The 19,940-nt window shown below is 73.1% G+C and carries 1 protein-coding gene (running past one end of the window); it reads left to right on the top strand.

The annotated features are described in order from the left end of the window. Window positions 1-2 precede the first annotated feature (2 nt). Window positions 3-19,940 carry the beginning of a protein-glutamine glutaminase family protein gene (locus IF23_RS0104015; protein WP_245654880.1) on the top strand. The gene runs 22,038 nt beyond the window's last position, so the window shows 19,938 of its 41,976 coding nt (coding positions 1-19,938); the start codon lies at window positions 3-5; its stop codon lies off the right edge, out of view.

The following is a 19,940-nucleotide window of genomic DNA, read 5'->3' as shown; positions in this document are numbered from 1 at the left end:
TCATGCCCTCCCAGGACATCATCAACCTCCTCAACACCCTGGGCATGAAATGGCCGCAGGCCAACGAGGACCTGCTGCGGGAGGCGGACGCCGCGTATCTGCGGACCGCGGGGGACCTGCGGAAGGCGGAGGAGTACTTCGTCGACATCGCGCGCGGCGTCAATCTGAACTTCAGCGGGGAGAGCGCCCAGAAGTTCGCGGACTGGGTGGACTACCTCTGCAACGGTGACCAGTCGATCCTGGACGCCTCGGCGAAGCAGTGCGAGCAGCTGGCGAAGAACGCCCGCGACACCGCCACCGATGTGGAACACACCAAGTGGTCGATCATCGGTCAGGCCATCGCCCTGATCGCGATGCAGGCGGCCATGGCGTTCCTGAGCTTCTTCTTCGGTCCCGAGGTGATGCTCGGCCTGAGCTTCGAGTACACGCTGGTACGGGAGTTCATCCGGAACCTGATCATGGCGCTGCTGCGGTCCATCGCCACACAGGCGGCCATCGGCGCCGGGGTGGGCGCCGCCGTGGACGCGGCCGTCCAGGGCATCCAGATCGGGCAGGGCCACCGCGACGGCTTCGACCAGAAGCTGCTGACGCAGGCGGCGGTGGCCGGGGCGATCGGCGGTGCCATCGCCGCCCCGTTCGACCTGGTCGGCGTGGGCATCGGCAAGTGGATCGGCAACAAGATCGGCACCGGGGTGTCGGGTGCGCTCGGCAAGGAGCTGGCCGACGTCTTCGAGCACGCCGCCACCGGCGGCGCGGCCAAGGCAGGCGTGGGAGTGGGGCTGGGCAACGCGCTCGGCAAGGCCGAGAGCCAGGCGTTCGGCAGGGACTTCGGCAAGCTCATCAGCAACACCCAGGCGGAGCTGTCCAAGGGCTTCGGCAAGGGCCTGGAGGGCGGCAAGGGCACCATCGCCCATGCCTTCACCGAGAAGACCGGCGACCTGTTCGCCAAGCACCTCGGCGGCGGCAAGGCGTTCGGCGGCGAGGCCAAGGGCCTGGCCGAGAGCGAGGCGCGGGAGCTGGGCCGCACCTGGGGACGGGAGGTCGTCAAGAACTGGGGCACCGACGCGGAGCGGAACGCCGTCAAGGACGCCCTGAGCACCACCTTGAAGGGGTACGAGAAGCAGCTCGGCGCGGACGGCGTGAAGGTGTTCACGCACGAGGTGCCCGACGCGATGCACGCCGCACTCCGCGACCACCTCGAAGGCAACCTCCGCTACCGCCTGGCCGGGACCGCCGCGGGCACGCTCACGGACGGCGCCAACAACGCCCTCTCCGACGCGGTCGTCAACTACGTCTACACCGGCAAGTTCGAGACGACGGGCGGCGCGTTCCTCGGCGGTATGGCCATGGGCGCGGCCGGTCGTGGCTTGGGCGAGTACGCGATGCCGCCGGTGCAGAAGCACGTCATCCACCCGGCGCTGGGCGCGGTGACCGGCGGCCTCAAGAGCTTCAAGGACCAGATCTTCGGCCCCTCGACGTCGAACGCCGTCGGACCGATGACGGCCGAGCCGCCCGCCGCCCCGCCGACCGTCCCCACCGTCAGCACCACGGACCAGAACTCCGCCTCCTCCGTCCTCCACGACAGCGGGTCGGACGGCGCGTCGACCGGCGGCTCCGACGGGGCGACGGCCACGGCACCTCCGACGACCGACCCGACGGCGGGCACCTCCGCCGCGCACCCGGTGGAGACCGCCTCCGTCACCGACGAGGACACCCACTCCCTCGCCGACCCGAAGAACGACACCGCCACCGAAGCCTCGACCGATACGGCCACCACCCCCGTGACGCCCGTGACGCCGGTGGTGACCGACGGGCAGTCCCCGGTGCCCGGTTCCGGCACGCCGGGCGCCGGGCAGAGCAGCAGCACCACCCCGCATCAGCAGCACACCCCCGTCACCCGGGACGAGACACCGCCGGGCGGCAACCGTACGACCGGCGGATCGACCAGCAACACCGTCGTCCCGCCGCCGTCCCCGCGGAAGATCGTCACCACCAGCCACCAGAAGTCCGCCCCGACCGAGACCCCGACCGGGACCCCGGTCGAGCACACCACCACCTCGACCTCGCACCCCGTCACCGCGTCCGGCGACACACCGCCCGCCCCGCCCGTCCAGCACCCGACGGCGAGCACCGACGACACCGCCGGGCTCTCGGACCCCACGGCCACCCCCGGCACCCCGCATCCCGTGGTCACCGAGGGCGGCAGCCCGACCGCGACGCCCCCGCACACGCCGGGGGAGGGCGGCGGCGCACCGCTCCGCGACGAGCCGGTGACCGCGCTGGTGGACCGTATGATCCGGGTCCGCGCCGCCCGCCACGAGGCCACCGTCGACGGCGACCAGGTCTCCGCCCCGCACCTGCACGACACCGGCGCACTGCGTCCGCTGACCGAGCGGGAGCGGCAGGAGTGGATCCAGGAACAGCTGCTCCGGAGGAAGACCGACCAGCAGCAGGAGCCACCGCAGCACGCCCCCACCGACGAGGAGCGGCGGACCGGGGACCCCACCCCGGGCACCGACGCGTCCACCGACGGGCAGCCCACGGTCGAGCCGACGCCGGAGGAGAAGCAGCGGGCGGCCGAGGCCGCGTTCCGGCAGGAGCAGGAGGAGTTCCTCACACAGCTCCACGCCGATCTGCTGACGGAGTTCACCGCGAGCGCCGAGGCGCAGCAGCACTTCTCGCAGGCGCCGCAGTGGTCCACCCACGAGGACGCCGCGACCCGCGCCACGCGCTGGCAGGCCGAACAGAAGCGGATGGCCGGCTGGTACGACGCCGAACTCTCCCAGGCCCACCAGGACGCCCTGCGGATGGCGTTCTTCGAGGACGTCTTCGACCGGTGGGCCACGGACCGGCTGGGCGGCGCCCCGCTCCACGCCGCCGACCAGGAGCTGCGCTCCCGCGTCCTGACCCGCCTGTACGACCGGGAACGGGAGCGCGCCGCACAGCACTTCCAGGCGGGCGGCGACGAGTCGCTGGCCACCGCCGACGGGCTCCGCGCCCACCTCGACCGCGCCTGGGTGCGGGAGCACGCCCTGGAACACCTCTCCGGGTGGGCCGAGGCCGCCTTCGAGAACTGGCGCGGCGGCCTCCCGCCCGAGACCCGCGCCCTGCTCGACGAGATCGACCCCGCCACCGTGTTCCCGAAGAGCTCCGACACGGAGACGGACGAGGCCACCCCGGCGCCGCACACCCGGGGCCGAACGGCCCTGGACGAGGCGGTGTACGCCTTCGAGCAGCATGCCGCCGCCGTCGTGGAGCAGCTGATCGGCAACGGCGCGCTGCGGACCGATCCGCAGCGGCTGATCGCCACGCTCGACGCGCTGAGCGAGGGCGCGTTCAGCGCCGCGACGCTCCGGCAGCACCTGGGACGGCAGGCCGGTGCGGTGGGCGAGGCGCTCGCCGGTGCGCTGCCGGAGCTGTACAAGGCGTTCGGCGACGCGGTGCAGGACGTGGTCCACCACCACGCCGCGGAGGAGATCTTCAACGGGGCGGCGCGGTCCGCCGCGCTCCGTCCCGCGACGCAGGTGACGGAGTCCGACGGCGCGGTGGCCCCCGCGACCGCCTCGCAGCTCTCCGACGGTGGCCGCGAGCTGCTGCGCCGCCGGTGGCTGGACCGCTATCTGCGCGACCGCCTGGACCACTACGGCGCCGCGGGCAACGGGTCGCGTACCGGCTCCGGTCCGTCGGAGCAGAGCTGGGAGCGGCTCCGGGCGCCCCACGAGGCCGATCTGCACCTTGAGTTGGAGCTGCAGATCGCCAAGGAGACGGCCGCGAAGGAGGCCTTCTCGGCGGCCCAGGACGCGGCGGAATCCTGGGGCGAGGCGCTGAACGGGCTGCCCGAGGACGTCCGGCAGCAGCTGAAGGACGACTTCGGGCTGGACGGCACGGGGACCGCCGCCCTCGACGCGTGGCACACCGCCGCGCGCAAGCTCGGCGACGTACTGCACCAGCAGCTCGACGCCTGGGCCGCCGGGACCCGGGACGCCGCGTTCCCGCATGTGCTCCTGTCGGAGTATCTGAAGCCGGAGGTGGTGCGGCAGCGGGTCGCGCTCGCGGTGGCGCGGGCCGAGGTGGAGCGGGTGGCCCGCGCGGAGGCCGAGGCGCTGGCCGCCGACGAGGCCGAGCACCTCGCCCACGACGCCCGCAAGCGGTTCGTCACCGAGCATGTCGAGCGGGTGACGGCCCAGTTCGACGCGGTCTTCACGCTGGACACGGTCTTCGGCCGCGCGGCGGACGAGCACCCCACGGCCACCCCGCCCGCCGGGGCCACGGAGCCCGTGACGCCGGGGGACGCGGACCCGCAGCAGGTCCCGGCGGCGCCCCCGCAGCACGATGCGGCCGGGCAGAACCCGGACGCCGCCCCGCAGCAGGACGGCTCCGCGGGCGACGACGGGCAGCCGAGCGCGGGCGGTGCGCGGACGGACGAGGGGTCCGCGCTCCGCCAGGCGTTCGTCACCTGGGCGGACGGCCGCCGCAGCCTCAGCGACGAGTTGCTGAGCCGTCTGCACTTCGAGATCAGCGCCACCGGCGGTCTGGACTCCTGGGCCACCGGCTTCCACGGTGCGGCCGGCGGTCGGGGCATCGCGCAGGAGGACCTGACCCGGATCGGCTCCCGCACCCGCGAGGACTGGTTCACCACCTTCCAGAAGACCTGGGGGCCGGACGACCTCGACGCGGCGCACTGGCTCCAGCACGAGAGCGCCCACCGCAACCGCTTCGGCACCACCGCCCCCACACCGGAGACCGACGCCGCCCTCGTCTCCCACGCCGACACCGCCCCGCACCTCTTGGAGCACGACCCGACCGACGCCGTCACCCCGCCGAAGCCCACCACCGATGACGGACTGACCTCCACCACCGACGCGGACGAGATGACGTCCATCACCTCCTCGCCCAAGGGGGACGCCTGGGACGAGTCGCTGCTCAGCCGGTTCGAGGCGCTGCGGCGGGACGGGGCCGCCGGTGCGGAGGAGGAGACGCCGGGCACCGACACGCCTCCGGTGCACGAGGAGAGCGTCGAGGAGGAGATGGAGCGCCGGTTGGCGGCGCTGCGGCGGAAGGAGCCCGCCGGTGCGGAGGAGGAGACGCCGGGCACGGACACGCCTCCGCACCAGGAGAGCGTCGAGGAGGAGCTGGACCGGCGGCTGCGGATGCTCCAGCGTCAGGACCCGCCCGGCCAGGGCACCTCGTACGAGCCCACGACCGCCACGGTCCGGCAGCGGAAGTGGATGGCGGCGGACGACGACACGTCCTCGGAAAGCTCCGTCGCCACCTCCTCGTCCATCGACCGCGAACGTGCCGCCCGGCGGATGCGGCACGCCCGTGGTGAGCAGCGGTGGTGGGGGTCCGAGGCGGCCGTCGCCGGGGTCAGGAAGGCGCTGACGTCGTCCGGTACGGCCGGGCACGGCAATGTCTCCTACGTCTTCGGCAGCACGGACGGCGCCACCACCGTCCGGCTGCACGCGGTCAACGACCACGGCACACTGCTCTGGCTCGACCCCCGGACCGGCCGGGCGCTGAAGGCACCGGAGGACGGCCGGACCGTCTGGGTGTACGCCGACGACGGCACCCCGCTCCCGGGGCAGACCGACGGAACGCTCTTCACCTCGATCGACCTGGACGCCGACGGCCGCCTCCTCCACCTGGACGAGACGCTGCGCGGGATGCGGGACGGCGGCGACGAGGACGTGGACTGGTTCCCCGACCTCATGCCCGACCCCGCCGCCGTCCAACAGGCCCTCACCTCCCGGGACTTCGTCCCGCAGCCGCCGGTGGCGCAGCCCTTGCGGCGCGAGGTGCGGGACCAGCACCTCGTCCAGCAGGCACCGACGAACGGAGCCCAGCAGGACACCCGGCCCACCGAGAACCAGGAGAGCCAGGAGAACCGGAACCAGGACGAGCAGCACCCCCCGGCCCCCCAGGGCGGGCAGCTCGGGCAGACCCCGCCGGTGCCGCCGACCACCCCGGCCACGACGGAGCAGAACGCGGCGGACGACGAACGCGACCGGATCCGGCGTATCCAGCGGAAGATCCTGGCGCTGGAGGCCGAGCGCGCCCGGCTCTACCGGGAGCAGGGCCGCCCGGTGCCGGAACCGCTCGGCGGCACGTGGTACCCGGCCGCCGCGAGCGGGTCCGGGAACCAGCCCGCGGCCACGCCCCCCACCGAGTCCAAGGACAAGGGCAAGGCCACGGCCACGGACAAGGCCGCAGACAAGGCCACGGCCGCAGACAAGACCGCGGACAAGGACAAGGCCAAGGCCAAGGTGGTGCGCCCCGACGCGCTGACCGCCGACGAGCTGAAGGAGTGGCTGGCGCACGTCTCCTCGGGGCAGGAGCTGCAGAATTACCTCCTGGAGCAGGATCTGCTGCGCCACCCCGTCAGCACCTCCGGGGTGGACGCCTGGCAGGCGCAGCAGATCGCCCACCACAAGGACCTGCTCCAGGCCCTCCAGCGCGAGGTCGTCTTCGCCCCCCGCGACGAGGACGGCAAGCTCTCCACGACACCCGTCGAGGAGCAGATCCTCGACATCCACGACCGCGACAACGACCGCCCGGTCTTCTTCGACCTGGCGCCCACCGACGTCAGCAAGGTCTACCGGAAGGGCTCCCGGACCACCTTCGAGGACGGCACCGCCCTGGAGGAGCACGCGTCGCTGGTCGGCGGCACCGAGATCGAGCTGCGGGAGGCCGGGAAGGTCGCCGACCGGCTCGCCAACAGCGTCACGGACGTCGCCCGGAGCGCCCGCGCGAAGCTGCGCGAGGACATCCTCACGCTGCTCGTCCACCGCCCGCACACCCTGCTGCCCCACCCGGAGAGCGGCGCCGGACAGCTGCCGACCTCCCTGGGCAACGGCGCGTTCGTCCTCTACGAGACCGTCACCGGCGGTCGGGGCCTGTTCGCCCTCAGCGCCCTCAACCACGGTACGTACTCCCGCTACGAGGACGCCGTCACCGTCAAGGTGAAGGGCGGGCAGCGCAGCAACCAGAAGGACGCCACCTCGCACGTCCAGGCGTCCAGCCACGCCATCGGCATCAACACCGGTGTGATGATGCCCAGCGTCGCCACCGGCATGATCACCGTCGCCGCCACCGGCAACATCAACCAGGCGACACACACCACCGCGCACTCGGTCACCTCGACCGACACCCGCACCGTCGGCTCCGAAGGCCCGTCGCACACCTATGTCAACCATGTGCTGTACGAGGGCCGGACGTACACCCTGAACGCGCGCGGTGAGCGGCGGCCGACCGGCGCCGCCCCCGTGCGCATCGCCGTCGACAGCGGCTGGTCCTGGCGGGTCCCGGACTCCCTGACGGCGAAGCCGCCGGTCGCCCCGACCGGTCTGCCCAAGTCCCTGACCCTGCCGCAGGGCGTCTTCCCCGACCTGGTCTCCGCCGACCACCTCGTCGTCTCCCAGGAGTTGCCGGACTGGGCGGTCCAGGTCGCCACCGTGCACGGCCAGATGACGCCCGAGATGCCGGGGATGGCGGAGATCCTGCACCGGTTCTCCACCTTCACCCTGCACGAGAACCTGGTCCCCGCCATCCGCGGCGACATCCAGCAGATCAAGGTCGTCGACAACCAGCAGAACACCATCGGGGTGTTCACCTACAGCATCGACATCGTCCGCTCCGTGGACGCCACCCTCGTCAAGACGATCGCGGCGCAGGAGAGCGAGACCAAGGTCCAGAAGAACACCGCCGTCGGCGACGACCACAGCAACACGATCAACAACAGCCTCACCGTCAACCTCTCCGGCGGCCCGGCGTACAACGGCCCCGCCCGGGCCCAGGCCGGACTGAACACCCAGCTCGGCGCGGCGACCAGCCGGACGATGACCTCCTCCGGCAAGGGACAGGTGCAGATCGGCCTCTCCGACAAGTCGGCCCAGGGGCTCTACGCGTACCAGCTGAGGATCAACGTCAGGTTCCGGCCCGGCTACGAGCTGAGCCAGCTGGACACCCCGAAGGAGCTGCGGACCGGGAACCAACCGCCGCTCCAGCAGAGCTTCGTGGCCCACACCGTCCTGCGCACCCCCATGGACTCCGCCCGCGAATGGGCGGACCTGGACCCCAACCGGGTGATCAAGCAGCGCGACCCGCTGGCCCTGCCCGGTATGACCGGCAAGGACAGCCCCAACGACCTGCACGTACCGGACTTCGTCCCGCCGCAGGATCCGCAGGAGCTGGCCGACCACCTCAAGCTGCTGCTCAGCTCGTACAACTACATCCGGATCAACGCCCCCACCGTCGAGTCCCGGCCCCCGCGGCGCCCGTCGCCGCGTCCGCTGTCGCAGCGCGCCGCGTCGGTGCTGGCCTTCGGAAGCCGCCGCGCCGGCGGTGCAATGCAGGGGAAGCGGCAGCCGATGCGGCGGACCGTGTCCGTGCCCGCGACCGGCTCCCCGGGGGCCACCTCGAAGTTCCTCCGCAGGCGGCGTCCCGACTCCCTGGTCGACACGGCCAACAGCTCCGGCACGTCCCGGATCCCCGGCACCCCGCCCGGCTCCCCGACCACCCCGACCGGGCGGCGGCTGTTCCCCGTGCCGGAAGAGGAGGAGCAGACGCCTCCGGAGTCCGGCAGCTTCTCGGAGCCGGAAACCCAGCCCTCCCAGAACTCCGAACTGCCGGTCACCGCGACGACGCCCAGCGACCCGCGCCCGCTCGCCCGCCAGCTGCGGGAGGCCGCCCGCCGGGCGCTGGTCAACAACGACAAGCGGCACGTCAGGCAGATGCTCCCGGCGGAGCCCGGGCCGGGCAACCGGAAGTTCCACCCCGGCTTCGTCGCCAAGCACACCGTCCGTGCCTTCGCCAAGCGCCTGGGTATCAGCACCGGCCCGACCGCGTACCCGAAGCCCAACTCCCGGCAGCGCCGCGCGCTCGCCAACGACCAGTCGTTCCTCCGCCACCACGGCGCGACGAGCGTCGAGACCCAGGGCGCCAAGCTCATCCGGCGCGCGCTCCAGCCGCTCGACGACCTGACCGTCGAGACGTCCGGCCCGATGGTCGTGCTCCGCCGCTCCGGTCTCTTCCGCCACGAAGGCGTCTCCGTGGCGATGAGCCTCACCCTCGACCGGCTCTCCTACGCCGGGCTCTGGCGGGACGTCACCTCCTCCGGCAGCACCTCCGGCGCCCGCACCCTCGGCCAGTCCACCGAGACGCAGACCAACTGGCACATCGGCGCCACCGCCGACGCCGGGGTCAAGCCGGTCGCCCTCACGAACCTCGTGATGGGTGGCTTCTCCGCCACCTACGGCGGCAGCACCAGCCGCAAGTCCGAGACCGGACTGGAGACCGGCACCGAGTACTCCCTCAGCACCGGCAAGGGCTCACACGCCTACGAAGCCGTCGGCGTGCTGCACCTCGACGCCGAGCACCACGGGACGACCCGGAAACTGCTCCGCACCCTCGCCGACGGACTCTTCGACATCGCCCCGCACCAGATCGAACTGGGCCGGGACAACGAGGGCAGGCTCATCGGCAAGGTCCGTGTCCTGATCTTCCAGCCGGACTCGCTGATGCCGCACAACCTGCGTCAGCCCTACCGCGCACCGAGCCCGCTCGCCGGGCCCACCCCGCCGCCCGGCGCGCCCCCGCACCCGACCACCGCGCCCACCCCGCACCGGCCCACCGCGCTGGAGATCGCCCGCAACACCCTGCACACCCCGGAGAACGGCGTCACCAAGTGGACCGCCCCGGCGGCCAAGGCGCTGGTCGACCACGCGCGGCCGTCCCGCTCCCATGTCAACGCCTTCCACGCCCACGTCCGCAACGGCCACGGCCCGTACATCGCCGCGCTCACCAAGGAGGTGCTCAGCGCCGTCTCGACGCACCTCAACGACCGGCTCACCTACCGCGCTTCGCAGGAGTACGGCGACCTGATGGCCTTCGTCGAGCAGATGGAGGCGCAGTTCGACTCCGCGGTGCACGGCGGCCGCACCCTCGACATGCTGCACCACCGCGGCCGCGCCTTCCGCTTCGAGACGCGGCTCCAGCTCAACGCCTACCCGCTGGGCCCGGTGGTCCGCGACATTGTCGACACCAACCTCTCCGCCAGCCACGCCATCCCGAGCGCGCTGAGCGTCGGCACCGGCATCTCGGAGACCCGCACCCTCAACATCCAGGGCCAGGTGACCGGCAGCACCGCCTTCCACGCCGGTGAGCCGGGGGCGACCCAGGAGTCGCAGAGCTGGGGCGTGGTGTGGACGCTCTACAACCGCAGCAACACCCACACCACCTCGCACTCCCTCTCCGTCGGCGTCACCTTCACCGAGGCGCGTACCGGCCGGATGGCGATGGTCGGCTACGAGGCGATCACCTGGGCGGTCAGCGCGCAGCTGAAGTCCCTGCGGGTCGGCGGGGGCGGGTCCGGTCTCTCCGGCGCCGTCACGGTCGCCGGTGACCACACCTCCGTCTTCACCCTGGACGACGCCCGCAGCCTGGGCTGGGTCGCCAACGGCCTGGGCACGCTGTCGCACCGCTCCCAGTGGGAGGCGCCGCGGCAGCTGCCCTCGTTCGTCTCCGTACGCGGCGCGCTGGACACCGGGCCGGTGGTCGAGTCGTTCGTGAAGGCGCTGGAGGGCAAGGCGAAGTCGGTGCTCCCGGCGGACGGCATGGGCCGCCGCGCCGCGCTGCGCACCGAGCTGAACACCCTGCTGACCCCCGACGCCCTCAACGGCGGTCTCCACTACCAGCTGGTCCGCGAGGGCATCCCGCTCACCGGCGGCGTCTGGCTGCGGCTGATCCAGGAGGGCACCCCGGAGTATCTGACGACCCTCTACAACGTCTCGGTCGACGAGGACCGCGCCGTCTCCTACACCAGCTCGCAGGCGCTCTCCCGGTCCGAGGCGGTCAGCCTGGGGCTGACCAGCACCCAGACCCCGGCCACCCACCCCAACACCCCCGAGGGCAAGCGGCAGCCCGGTGCCGTCGGCGTCGGCCTCCCGGTCAGCGCGAACGTCACCGCCACCACGACCCGGTCGGTGACCCGCACCGACGCGGTCAGCAAGACCGGGACGCTCACCTTCGGCGGTCCCTACGTCGACTACCTCGTCGGCTACCGCATCGAGCTGACCCACATCGACGACTCCGGCAAGGTCGTCCAGGTCTCCGAGGACGCCGGTTCCCTGATCCAGGGACACCCCGAGACGCTGCTCAAGCCCGCCGTCACCCGGCCGAAGCAGACGGACCAGCAGCAGACGGACCCGCAGCCCACCCCGCAGGACGGGCAGCTGACGCAGGGACCGACCCCGCAGCCGACGCCACAGCCGCCCAACGAACCGGCCGCGCCCAATATTTGGCGGCAGCGGAACAGCGCCCTGACCGACGTCCTGGCGCACGAGCACACCGTCTTCCTCGACGCCCACGGCGCGCAGGAACTGCTCCGTCAGGTCACCGCCGCGGTCGACGCCGCCGCCGGGAAGACCACCACCTTGACCACGTCGGGGAAGAAGCAGACCCCCGGGACCCCGCCCGCACGGCGCCGCGCCGTCGGCGGCAGCAGCCTGACCAGGCCCGGCACCGGCGCGGCACGCCAGCTCAACCTGCAGAACACCTCCCGGGCGCTGCGCGAGATGATCTCCGAGGCGCTCGGTGCGGGATGGCGGCAGCCCGCCGTCGAGGACAGCTCCTGGTCCGGCTCCTCGCGCGCCACGGTCACCGTCCACGCCCGGGCGAAGAGCGACCGGCCGCGGATCCTCGGCGTCCTCGACGAGGCGACGGTCACCAAGGACCAGCGGATCACCCAGACGTTCCAGCACGCCGAGGGGTACACCGCGGCGTCCAGCTTCAGCGCCGGTGCCGTCCCCTCGTACACCGTGAACGACGCGGGCAACCTCTCCCACCGCGCCACCCCGCCCGCCTTCCAGGGCAGCGACGTCGCCACCTCGCAGAGCGCCTTCGCCAACTCCGTGAACTCCGTGGTGGCCCCCAAGGCGGAACGCCGGTTCCTGGTGGAGGTCCCGCTGGACTTCCTCGTCGGCGCCACCGTCGTCAAGCACGGCCTCAAGTCCGGCGCCGCCGCCCTCAAGGCCGCCATGGCGCCCTATCTGCCCGCGTCGACCGCGCTGCAGCGCACCGTGGACCGCCTCAAGCAGAAGCTGGCCACCGCCGGTCCCGACGAGGAAGCCGCGCTGCTGCGCGACCACATCGAGACCCTGGAGGGCTCCGCCCGCACCACCTTCTCCTCCGACGACGGCGTGCTGGCGCTGGTCCCCGAGTGGGTGCTGCGCGAAGCCGGACTCCTCGACGACACGACCTTCCCCGAAGCCGTCGGTACGGCGTACGACCACGTCAAGGACCTGCGGGAGAAGCTGGTCGAGACGGAGAAGGAGTACCAGGAGGCCGAGGTCCGGATCGAGAAGCGCTACGAGGAGCTGTACGAGGCGCTCCGCGAGCGCGGACGGCGCACCGCCGACGGCACGTCCACCACTTCGCAGGACGACGTCACGGCCGGGTCCTACCGCTCGGCGCTGCGCCGCCTCGTCGACCACGAGATCGAACGTGCCGGTCTCCGCGCCGAGCTGGCGCGGCTGCGCACCGAACTCCACCGGGCCCGGGTCAGCGCCGACGCGCTGCGGGAGTGGCACGAGCGCAACGCCGGGAACCCGGACGCCGAGGGCAAGCCCACCGCGTACACCTACGACAAGGAGGAGAAGACCACCCGGCGGCCGGTGGTGGCCGTCGAGGACGCCACCACGCCCCGGCCGCCCGCCCCGCCCGTCGACGACCTGTTCACGGACCCCGCCGTCCACGAACTGGTGGCGCAGGCCGAGTCGCAGGGCGGTATCTGGACCGGCGGCGCGGTGCCGCCCGCCCACGCCGAACTCCGCGAGAAGCTCATGGCCCAGGCGCTCGCCCTGGTGCTGGAGGAGAAGGCGGCCGAACCGCTCGACACCGCGGACGCGCTCGACGAGGAGTCCGCGCGGCGCCAGGGTGTGCTGCGCGCGGGGGAGGACGCCTACCTCCGCCGGGCCCACGAGCGGGCGCTGACCGCCGCCCGGCAGATCCGGGAGGCGATCGACGCCGAACTGGCGAAGATCCGGGCGGCCGCCGCCCGGGGCGACGAGGACGCCGCGCTGCTCACCGAGTACGCCGAGGAGCTGCGCAAGGGCGGTCTGGTCCGCCTCACCGACCTCGACGGCCGCCTCGCGGAGCTGCGGGCCCGGCTGGACGTCGCCCGCGACGCGTTGGAGAAGGCCGCGGGCGGTCCGCACGCCGCGGAGGCGCTCGCGCGGGTGCGGGAGCATCTGGCGGCCGTGGAACAGCTGGAGCGCACCGTCCGGCAGGAGCGGCAGGCCCTGGAGTTCGCCCGGTCGCTCCAGCCCTCGGCGTTCCCCGAGCCGCCGCTCGTCAAGGACCTCGGCGAGGACGCACGCCTCGCCGTCGAGGAGCTGGCGGCGTTCGACACCCCCGTGCAGTTCACCGCCGGGGGGGCGGGGGGCGGGGACGACGACCCCACCACCTACGTCGGCGACGACGGCACCGTCCACGACGTCCTCGACCCGCACGACACCGAGCACCCGGAACGGACCCGGGGCGAGGGCCTGTTCCTCGCGCTGAACAGCGCACTGAGCGCGCTGGCGGCGACCGGCACCCCGCTGGCCACGGCGCCGCACACCGGTACCCCGCAGGAGATCGCCCGGGCGCTCCGCGAGGCGCTCGCCGACCGGCTGCTCCGGGACGGCGAGAACCACGACTCCTGGCTCGGCGCCCCGGGCTCCACCGGCAACACCTGGCTCCAGATCGACCCGGGACGCGACCGCTTCACCCAGGACGAACTCGAATCGGCCGGGATCTTGCTGAGCACCTCCGAGAAGAGGCTCCCGGCGGGCGGCATCCGGCTGACCCCGCCGCACGAGAAGGAGTTCCTCCAGGACGGCACGCTCCACGGCAACGTCGGTCTCCCGCACTCCGCCCGCGTCAAGCTCCTCGCCCTCCAGCTGAAGCGCCCGTCCGACAGCCCGCTGCGCAGCGGTGGCCCCGACGAGAACGAGTTCGACGACTTCTTCCTGGCGCCGCAGCTCTTCGCCTTCGTCCACGGCGTCGAGGTCCATGTCGTACGCCCCGAGGTGGGCGTCGAGGTCTTCCACCCCGGCGGCCCCGAGGGGACGCGGAAGCTCGGCGTCCCGGCGGTCACGGTGGTGCTGGAGAAGGACACGGTCAAGGCGCTCATCCCGCGCCCGGAATCCGGGCAACCGGACTCCGACCCCACGACGCCGCCCTCCCCGAATCCGTCGGTGGACTCCTCGAAGTCCGCGCCGCCCTCCCCGAATCCGTCGGCGGATTCCCTGAAGTCCGCGCCGCCCTCCCCGAAGTCCGCGGCGTCCGAACGGGCCCTGACACCCACGCCGCCCTCCCCGAAGTCCGCGGCGTCCGAACGGGCCCTGACACCCACGCCGCAGGAGCCGCCGACCCCGCAGGAGCCGCCGACGCCGCACGTCTCCGAGGAGCCGATCTCGCACGTCCCGGAGGAGTCGGCCACCTGGCCCCTGCCGGTTCTCGGCACCGAGCTGTCCGTTCCCGAGGACGGCTGGTGCCAGATCTCCGCGCTGCTGGTCGGCGCGCCCGGTCACGTCCGCGACCAGCTCGATCTCACCGGGCACCCCGAGGTGTACCGGCTGCTCGGCGACGCCGAGGCGGTGCGTGCCGCCGCGCGGCGCCCGATCGGCGGCCCCGGGCGCGCCGCCTTCGACCGCGCGGTGGGCCTCGCCCACCAGCACGTCATGGCCTTCCTCGGCACCCGGGTGAGCGAGCTGCCGCGGTCCTTCGCCGCGCGGCGGCAGGTCCGTATGCACCGGACGACGCCCGGGCGGGTCCCGACCAGGGAAGAACGCCTCCGGGAGGTGTACGAGCGCACCGGCGGCACCGACGAACTCCGCCTTCTGTTCACACAGTGGCGCCCCGGCGGGACGGAGCCGGTCGGGCCGGACGCGCTGGCCGCGGCCCTCGACGCGCTCTCCTCCACCGACCTGCAGTCGTTCGCCGCGTACGTCTGGGACCAGTCGCCGGGCTGGACCGCCGAGGAGTTCAACGGTCTGCGGAAGACCGCGGCCAAGTGGTCGAACGCGTATATGGCGGAGCACTACGGCGAGCTGCTGCTGCCGCTGCTGGCCGAGGCGTTCGGCGTGGGGGTCCACGTCCACCGGCCCGTGCTCGGCATGGACGAGACGCGGCTCGGCCCGCCCGGCGGCCCGACCGTCGTCTTCCGCTACAACGGCCACAACCACTTCGCCGGTGACACCGGCGGCTTCCCGGCGCCGTCGCCGGTCAGCCCGAACACCCCGGTCAGCGTCGTCCGGCACGACCCGCCGCAGGTCTCCCTCCTGGAGGACGACGAGATCCTCTCGGCCCTCTCCGGGCGGTCCGTCCGCGACGTCTCCGTACAGAAGTCCGCCCCGCCGGAGCCGCCGGTCCAGGAGCCCCCGGTCCAGGACCTCACGGAACAGGACCTCACGGAACAGGAGGACCCGGTCTCCCGGCCGGACGAGGAGGAGCGGGACAGCCGGGAGGAGTTCCACGACGAGGAACTGTCGCTGCCCACGTTCGAGACGGACAAGCACGAAGCCGGGCAGATCCAGCTCAAGGACGTCCAGCACCAGGAGATCCGGGACGCCCGCACCGGCCGGAAGATCGGCCGCGCGTTCCTGAGCCCGCAGGCGCTGGCGGCGGGCGGCTCCCTGCATACCCTGATCGACCTGTCGAAGACCAAGTTCGCCCACTACGAGCTGAGCGCCGACGGCAAGAGCGGCAAGGTGCCCGCGGACGGCCTCTCCCCGGTCGTGTGGGATCCCGCCCGCCCGATGTATGTGGGCCTCTTCCACGGCGGCGCCGGGCGCGTCACCCTGATGTCCGGTACGGGCGCCACCCGCGCCCTCCGCGGTGAGGATGCCGGGCAGGGGCTGAAGCGCCGCGACAGCTTCGTCAGGATGCAGCAGAAGTACGGGGCGCGGGCACAGCTGTTGCTGCTCTCCTGCGACGCCGCGACCGTCGGCCCCTCGGGGCGCCTCGCGGCCCAGGAGATCGCCGACGCGACGGGCATGGAGACCATCGCGCCCACCACCCGTGCCACGGTGCTGCCCGGCGAGGAGTACTGCTTCGCCCTCGCCTACGAGAAGGGCGGCGAGCGCGGCGAGTTCCGTGTCTTCACCCCGCAGCGGACGGACACCGGTCGGCCGCCCGGCACCGAGCCGGTCGTCACCCCGCAGCCCCGGGCGGCGAAGCCGACCGCCCCGACCGCCGCAGCCGCGAGCGACCACCCGGAATTCGGTGCGGACCGGGCGAAGTTCACCGAGCTGTCCCGGCTGCTGACCGGGTCGGCGACGGACCACGCCGCGAAGACCTGGCACGACGTCGTCGCGCACTGGACGGACCTGCGGATGCAGCTGGCCGCCCAACTCAGCCACCCGGGCCTCGCGGAGAGCGTCGGCAGCGGCGTGGTGGACACCGCGGACACCCTGGCGGAGCCCGGCCACGACGCCCTGCGCCGCAGTCGCGACCTCGCGGTGTGGGCCCACGAACAGCTCGCCGCGCTGGAGGAGCTGCTCACCGCCGTCCCCGAGGACCTTCTCTCCCTGGGCGTCTCCCCGTCCGCCCTGCGCGCACAGCTCACCGAGGTCAAGGAGCTGATCGACGAGCAGGTCCCCACCTGGAACGCGCTGCTGGCCGCACCCGAGGACCACACCGCCCCCCATCTGCTGACGGACCGGGACCAGGAACTGCCCCCGGCGGGACCGTCCTCCCAGGAGTCGGCGGAGGAGCCGACCCACCAGCCGACCCACGAGCCGGTGGAGGAGCCGACCGAGGACCCGACCCACGAGCCGACCGAGGACCCGACCCACGAGCTGACGGAGCTTCAGACCGAGGAGCCGACGGACGAGCCCCCCTCGTACAAGTCGGTGCTCGGGCGGGAGGACGTCGAGTCCGCCACCTCCGGCACCGTGCCGCTGCACCCGACGGAGCGGCCGGAGCTGCCGCCGTACGAGGCGCCGCGCGTCCACTCCCCGCAGGAGATCCGCCGCGGCGCCCGGGCCGTCGGGCTGTCCCGGGACCGCTTCCGGGCGCTGACCGCGTACTCCTGGTTCCGGCCGGAGCTGCTGGTCCCGCTCGCCCGGGAGCTGGGCGTACGGAACATGGCACACCTCGCGGACCTCTCCGAAACCCTCGGCCGGATCCCGTCGGACCTCCCGCAGCTCGCCCGTGAGCTGGGGATGCCCGTCGTCAAGGACCTGTACCGCATCGCCCGCGACACCGGCATCGACCCCCGGCACCTGGCATCGGCCTTCCCGCACTCGCTGCGCGCCGTCAACTCCGAGAATCTGCTCCGCGCCCCGGCGGAGTTCATCGTCGGGATCGAGCGGCACATGCGGCGCTACGGCGCGTCCGTACGCGGCAACGGGGGCTCCGACGCCGCCTGGCTGCTCGCGCTCGCCGCCCGCGAGTCGATGGCGTGGCCCGACTCCGACCCCATGATCCACAGCAGCGACAACCGTATCCAGCACGGCACGATGCGCGCCTTCCTGCGGTACGTCGCCGACACGGACCGTCTCCCGTCCTCGCGCCTGGCGGCACATCTGCGGGCGATGCACCCCAGCCGTCTCGACGAACTCCTCCTCGACCACCGCAACAGGGCCCTGCGGGACCCCCTGCCCGCGTACGCCACCGAGAGCGCCGTCCCCCGGCCCCGGGCGCTGACCGCATGGGAGATCCAGGACTGGGCCGCCCGCCTGGAGATGACGCCCCGCGCGGTCCGGGACCTGATGGAGAACGCCTGGGCCGACCCGGAGCGGCTCCACGCGCTCGCCACCGAACTGGGCGTCCGCGACATCAGCCGTCTGATCGCCCTCAGCCACCGCATCGGGCGGCTCCCGTCCGACATCCCGGAGCTGGCCCGTAGCCTCGGCATGTCCGACGTCAAGGACCTCTACCGCGCCGCCCGCGACCTCGAAGCCGACCCGCGCGACCTCGCATACCTCTTCCCGGAGCAGCTGCGCGCCCTGGGCGGCTCCGTGCCGCCGTCCCGCTTCCGTCCGGCCCGCGCCCACCACGAGTTCGTGAACACCCTCCGCCGCGACTTCGCCGCCCTCGGCGCGGAAACGCCCGCACAGCGACGGGCGTTGCTGCGGGTGGCCCGGACGGAACAGCTCAGCTGGACGCCGGTCCCGCCCGGTGCCGAGCCGACGTCCGGTTCGGTGCAGAGCTTCGCCGACCACCTCATGCTCACGGGCGCGATGCGGCACTTCCCCACGGACGCGCCCGCCGCACAGCGGTCGGCGCTGGACACCTGGCGCGCGCTCGGCGGCGACGACCGGTACCAGCCGTTCTTCCTCAGCGACGGCGCCTCCGAGCCGGGTCCGCCCGGCGGGGGAACGCCGCCCGGCGGCGAGCGGCGTCCGCTGCCCACGATCCCGGAGGAGGACGAGGAGGGGAACGGCCAGGGCGAGGTGGGCCGCCCCGCCGCACTCACGGCTCAACTCACGGTCCAGGAGAACTACTGGCTCCTCGCCGACGAGTTGCGCGTACCGTACGCGGTCGCCCGTCTGATCGACGATTGGGAGGGTCTGCCGCACACGGTCGACGGCTCCGACCTGCTGCACCTGGCCCACGAGTACCGGATCACCACGACCGGGACCATGGCGATGCTGCTCCGCTTCCTGACGGAGCACCGGCGGATGCCGGACGCGATCGAGTGGCTGCCGGTCCGCCTCGGTCTGTCGCCGCAGCGGTACCGGCGGATGCTGCGGCGGCTGGACCTCACCCCGGAGCAGCTGTTCCCCGTCTCCGACCTCATCTCCTGGGCCGGTGACCTGTCGGCCGGTGAGCAGGTCCTGATCCCCGCGATCACGCTGATCAACCGGTTGGCGATGGTCGGGTTCGAGCCCCGGGACCTCGGCTGGTTCGCGGGGCTGCAGGGCCTCTCCCTGTCCGACCTCGCGGCGTTCCGGCGGCATCTGGAACAGGCCGGTACCTCCGTCAGTGCCCTGCGCGACGGCAGCCCCGAAGCGGTTCAGGAGCACGTCAGGGCGTGGCAGCGGGCCGAGGCCACCGAGGCGGCCAGGGCGGCGGAGGAGCACACGGCGCTGGCCGCCCGGACCGCCGAGGCGCTGCGGACCGGGCAGGTGCCCCCGCCCGAAGCCGACCCCCGGGCGGTGCGGCGCCACCAGCAGCGGGTGCTTCTGGCGCGGACCGTGCTGGCCCACGGCGGGCCGGTCCCGAACGGTCTGCCCGACACCGCGGCGCATCTCGCCGAGGCGCTCGGCATCGACGTCGTCGACCTCGTGCAGCTCTTCCGCCCGGACCTGGAGTCGGTCCACCACCGGCGGCAGGAATCGGGGGCGGTCGAGGGCTGGCTGCCGACACAGGAGGTGCTCGACGCGTTCCAGGGCCGCCTGCACGGCATCGGGCTGCGCGGTCCGGCCGACCGCGCCGCGTTCCTCCATTTCGTCGGCAGCCACCAGGAGCTCTTCACCCACGGCGTCGGGAACCCGCCGCCGCCCGGGGCCGACGCCGGGTGGTACCCGGGCACGGCCGCGTACCGCGCGGCGGAGATCTTCGTCCGGTCCTTCCGGCCCACGGACGACCGGATCACGAGCGACAGCAACTGGCTGCCCCCGCACCTCTCCCTTGAGGCGCTGCGCGAATCCCGGCCCTGGGCCCGCATCATGGCGTCGGTCTTCGCGGGACTCCACGAACGCCCGGCCCTGCGCAGCACACCGCAGGCCCTCGCCGACCTCGCCGACCACCTCTTCCTGACGGCACGTGAGCAGACCCCGCCGGTGGACTGGGTGACCGCGCTGTGGCGCCCCCCGTACCGCAGGGGACTCACCCTCAGCTGGCTCCTCGCCCAGCCGCTCGCCCACCTGGTACGGCAGTGGGCCGCCGGATACCGGGGCCCGGACACCGCCCCGCCGCCCTACGACCCGCCGGAACGGTACGACTCCGACCGG

The organism is Streptomyces catenulae (genome assembly GCF_000718015.1).
Taxonomy (GTDB): domain Bacteria; phylum Actinomycetota; class Actinomycetes; order Streptomycetales; family Streptomycetaceae; genus Streptomyces; species Streptomyces catenulae.
The sequence above is the reverse complement of the archived record's forward strand: the minus strand, read 5'-3'. Positions and strand labels throughout refer to the sequence as shown.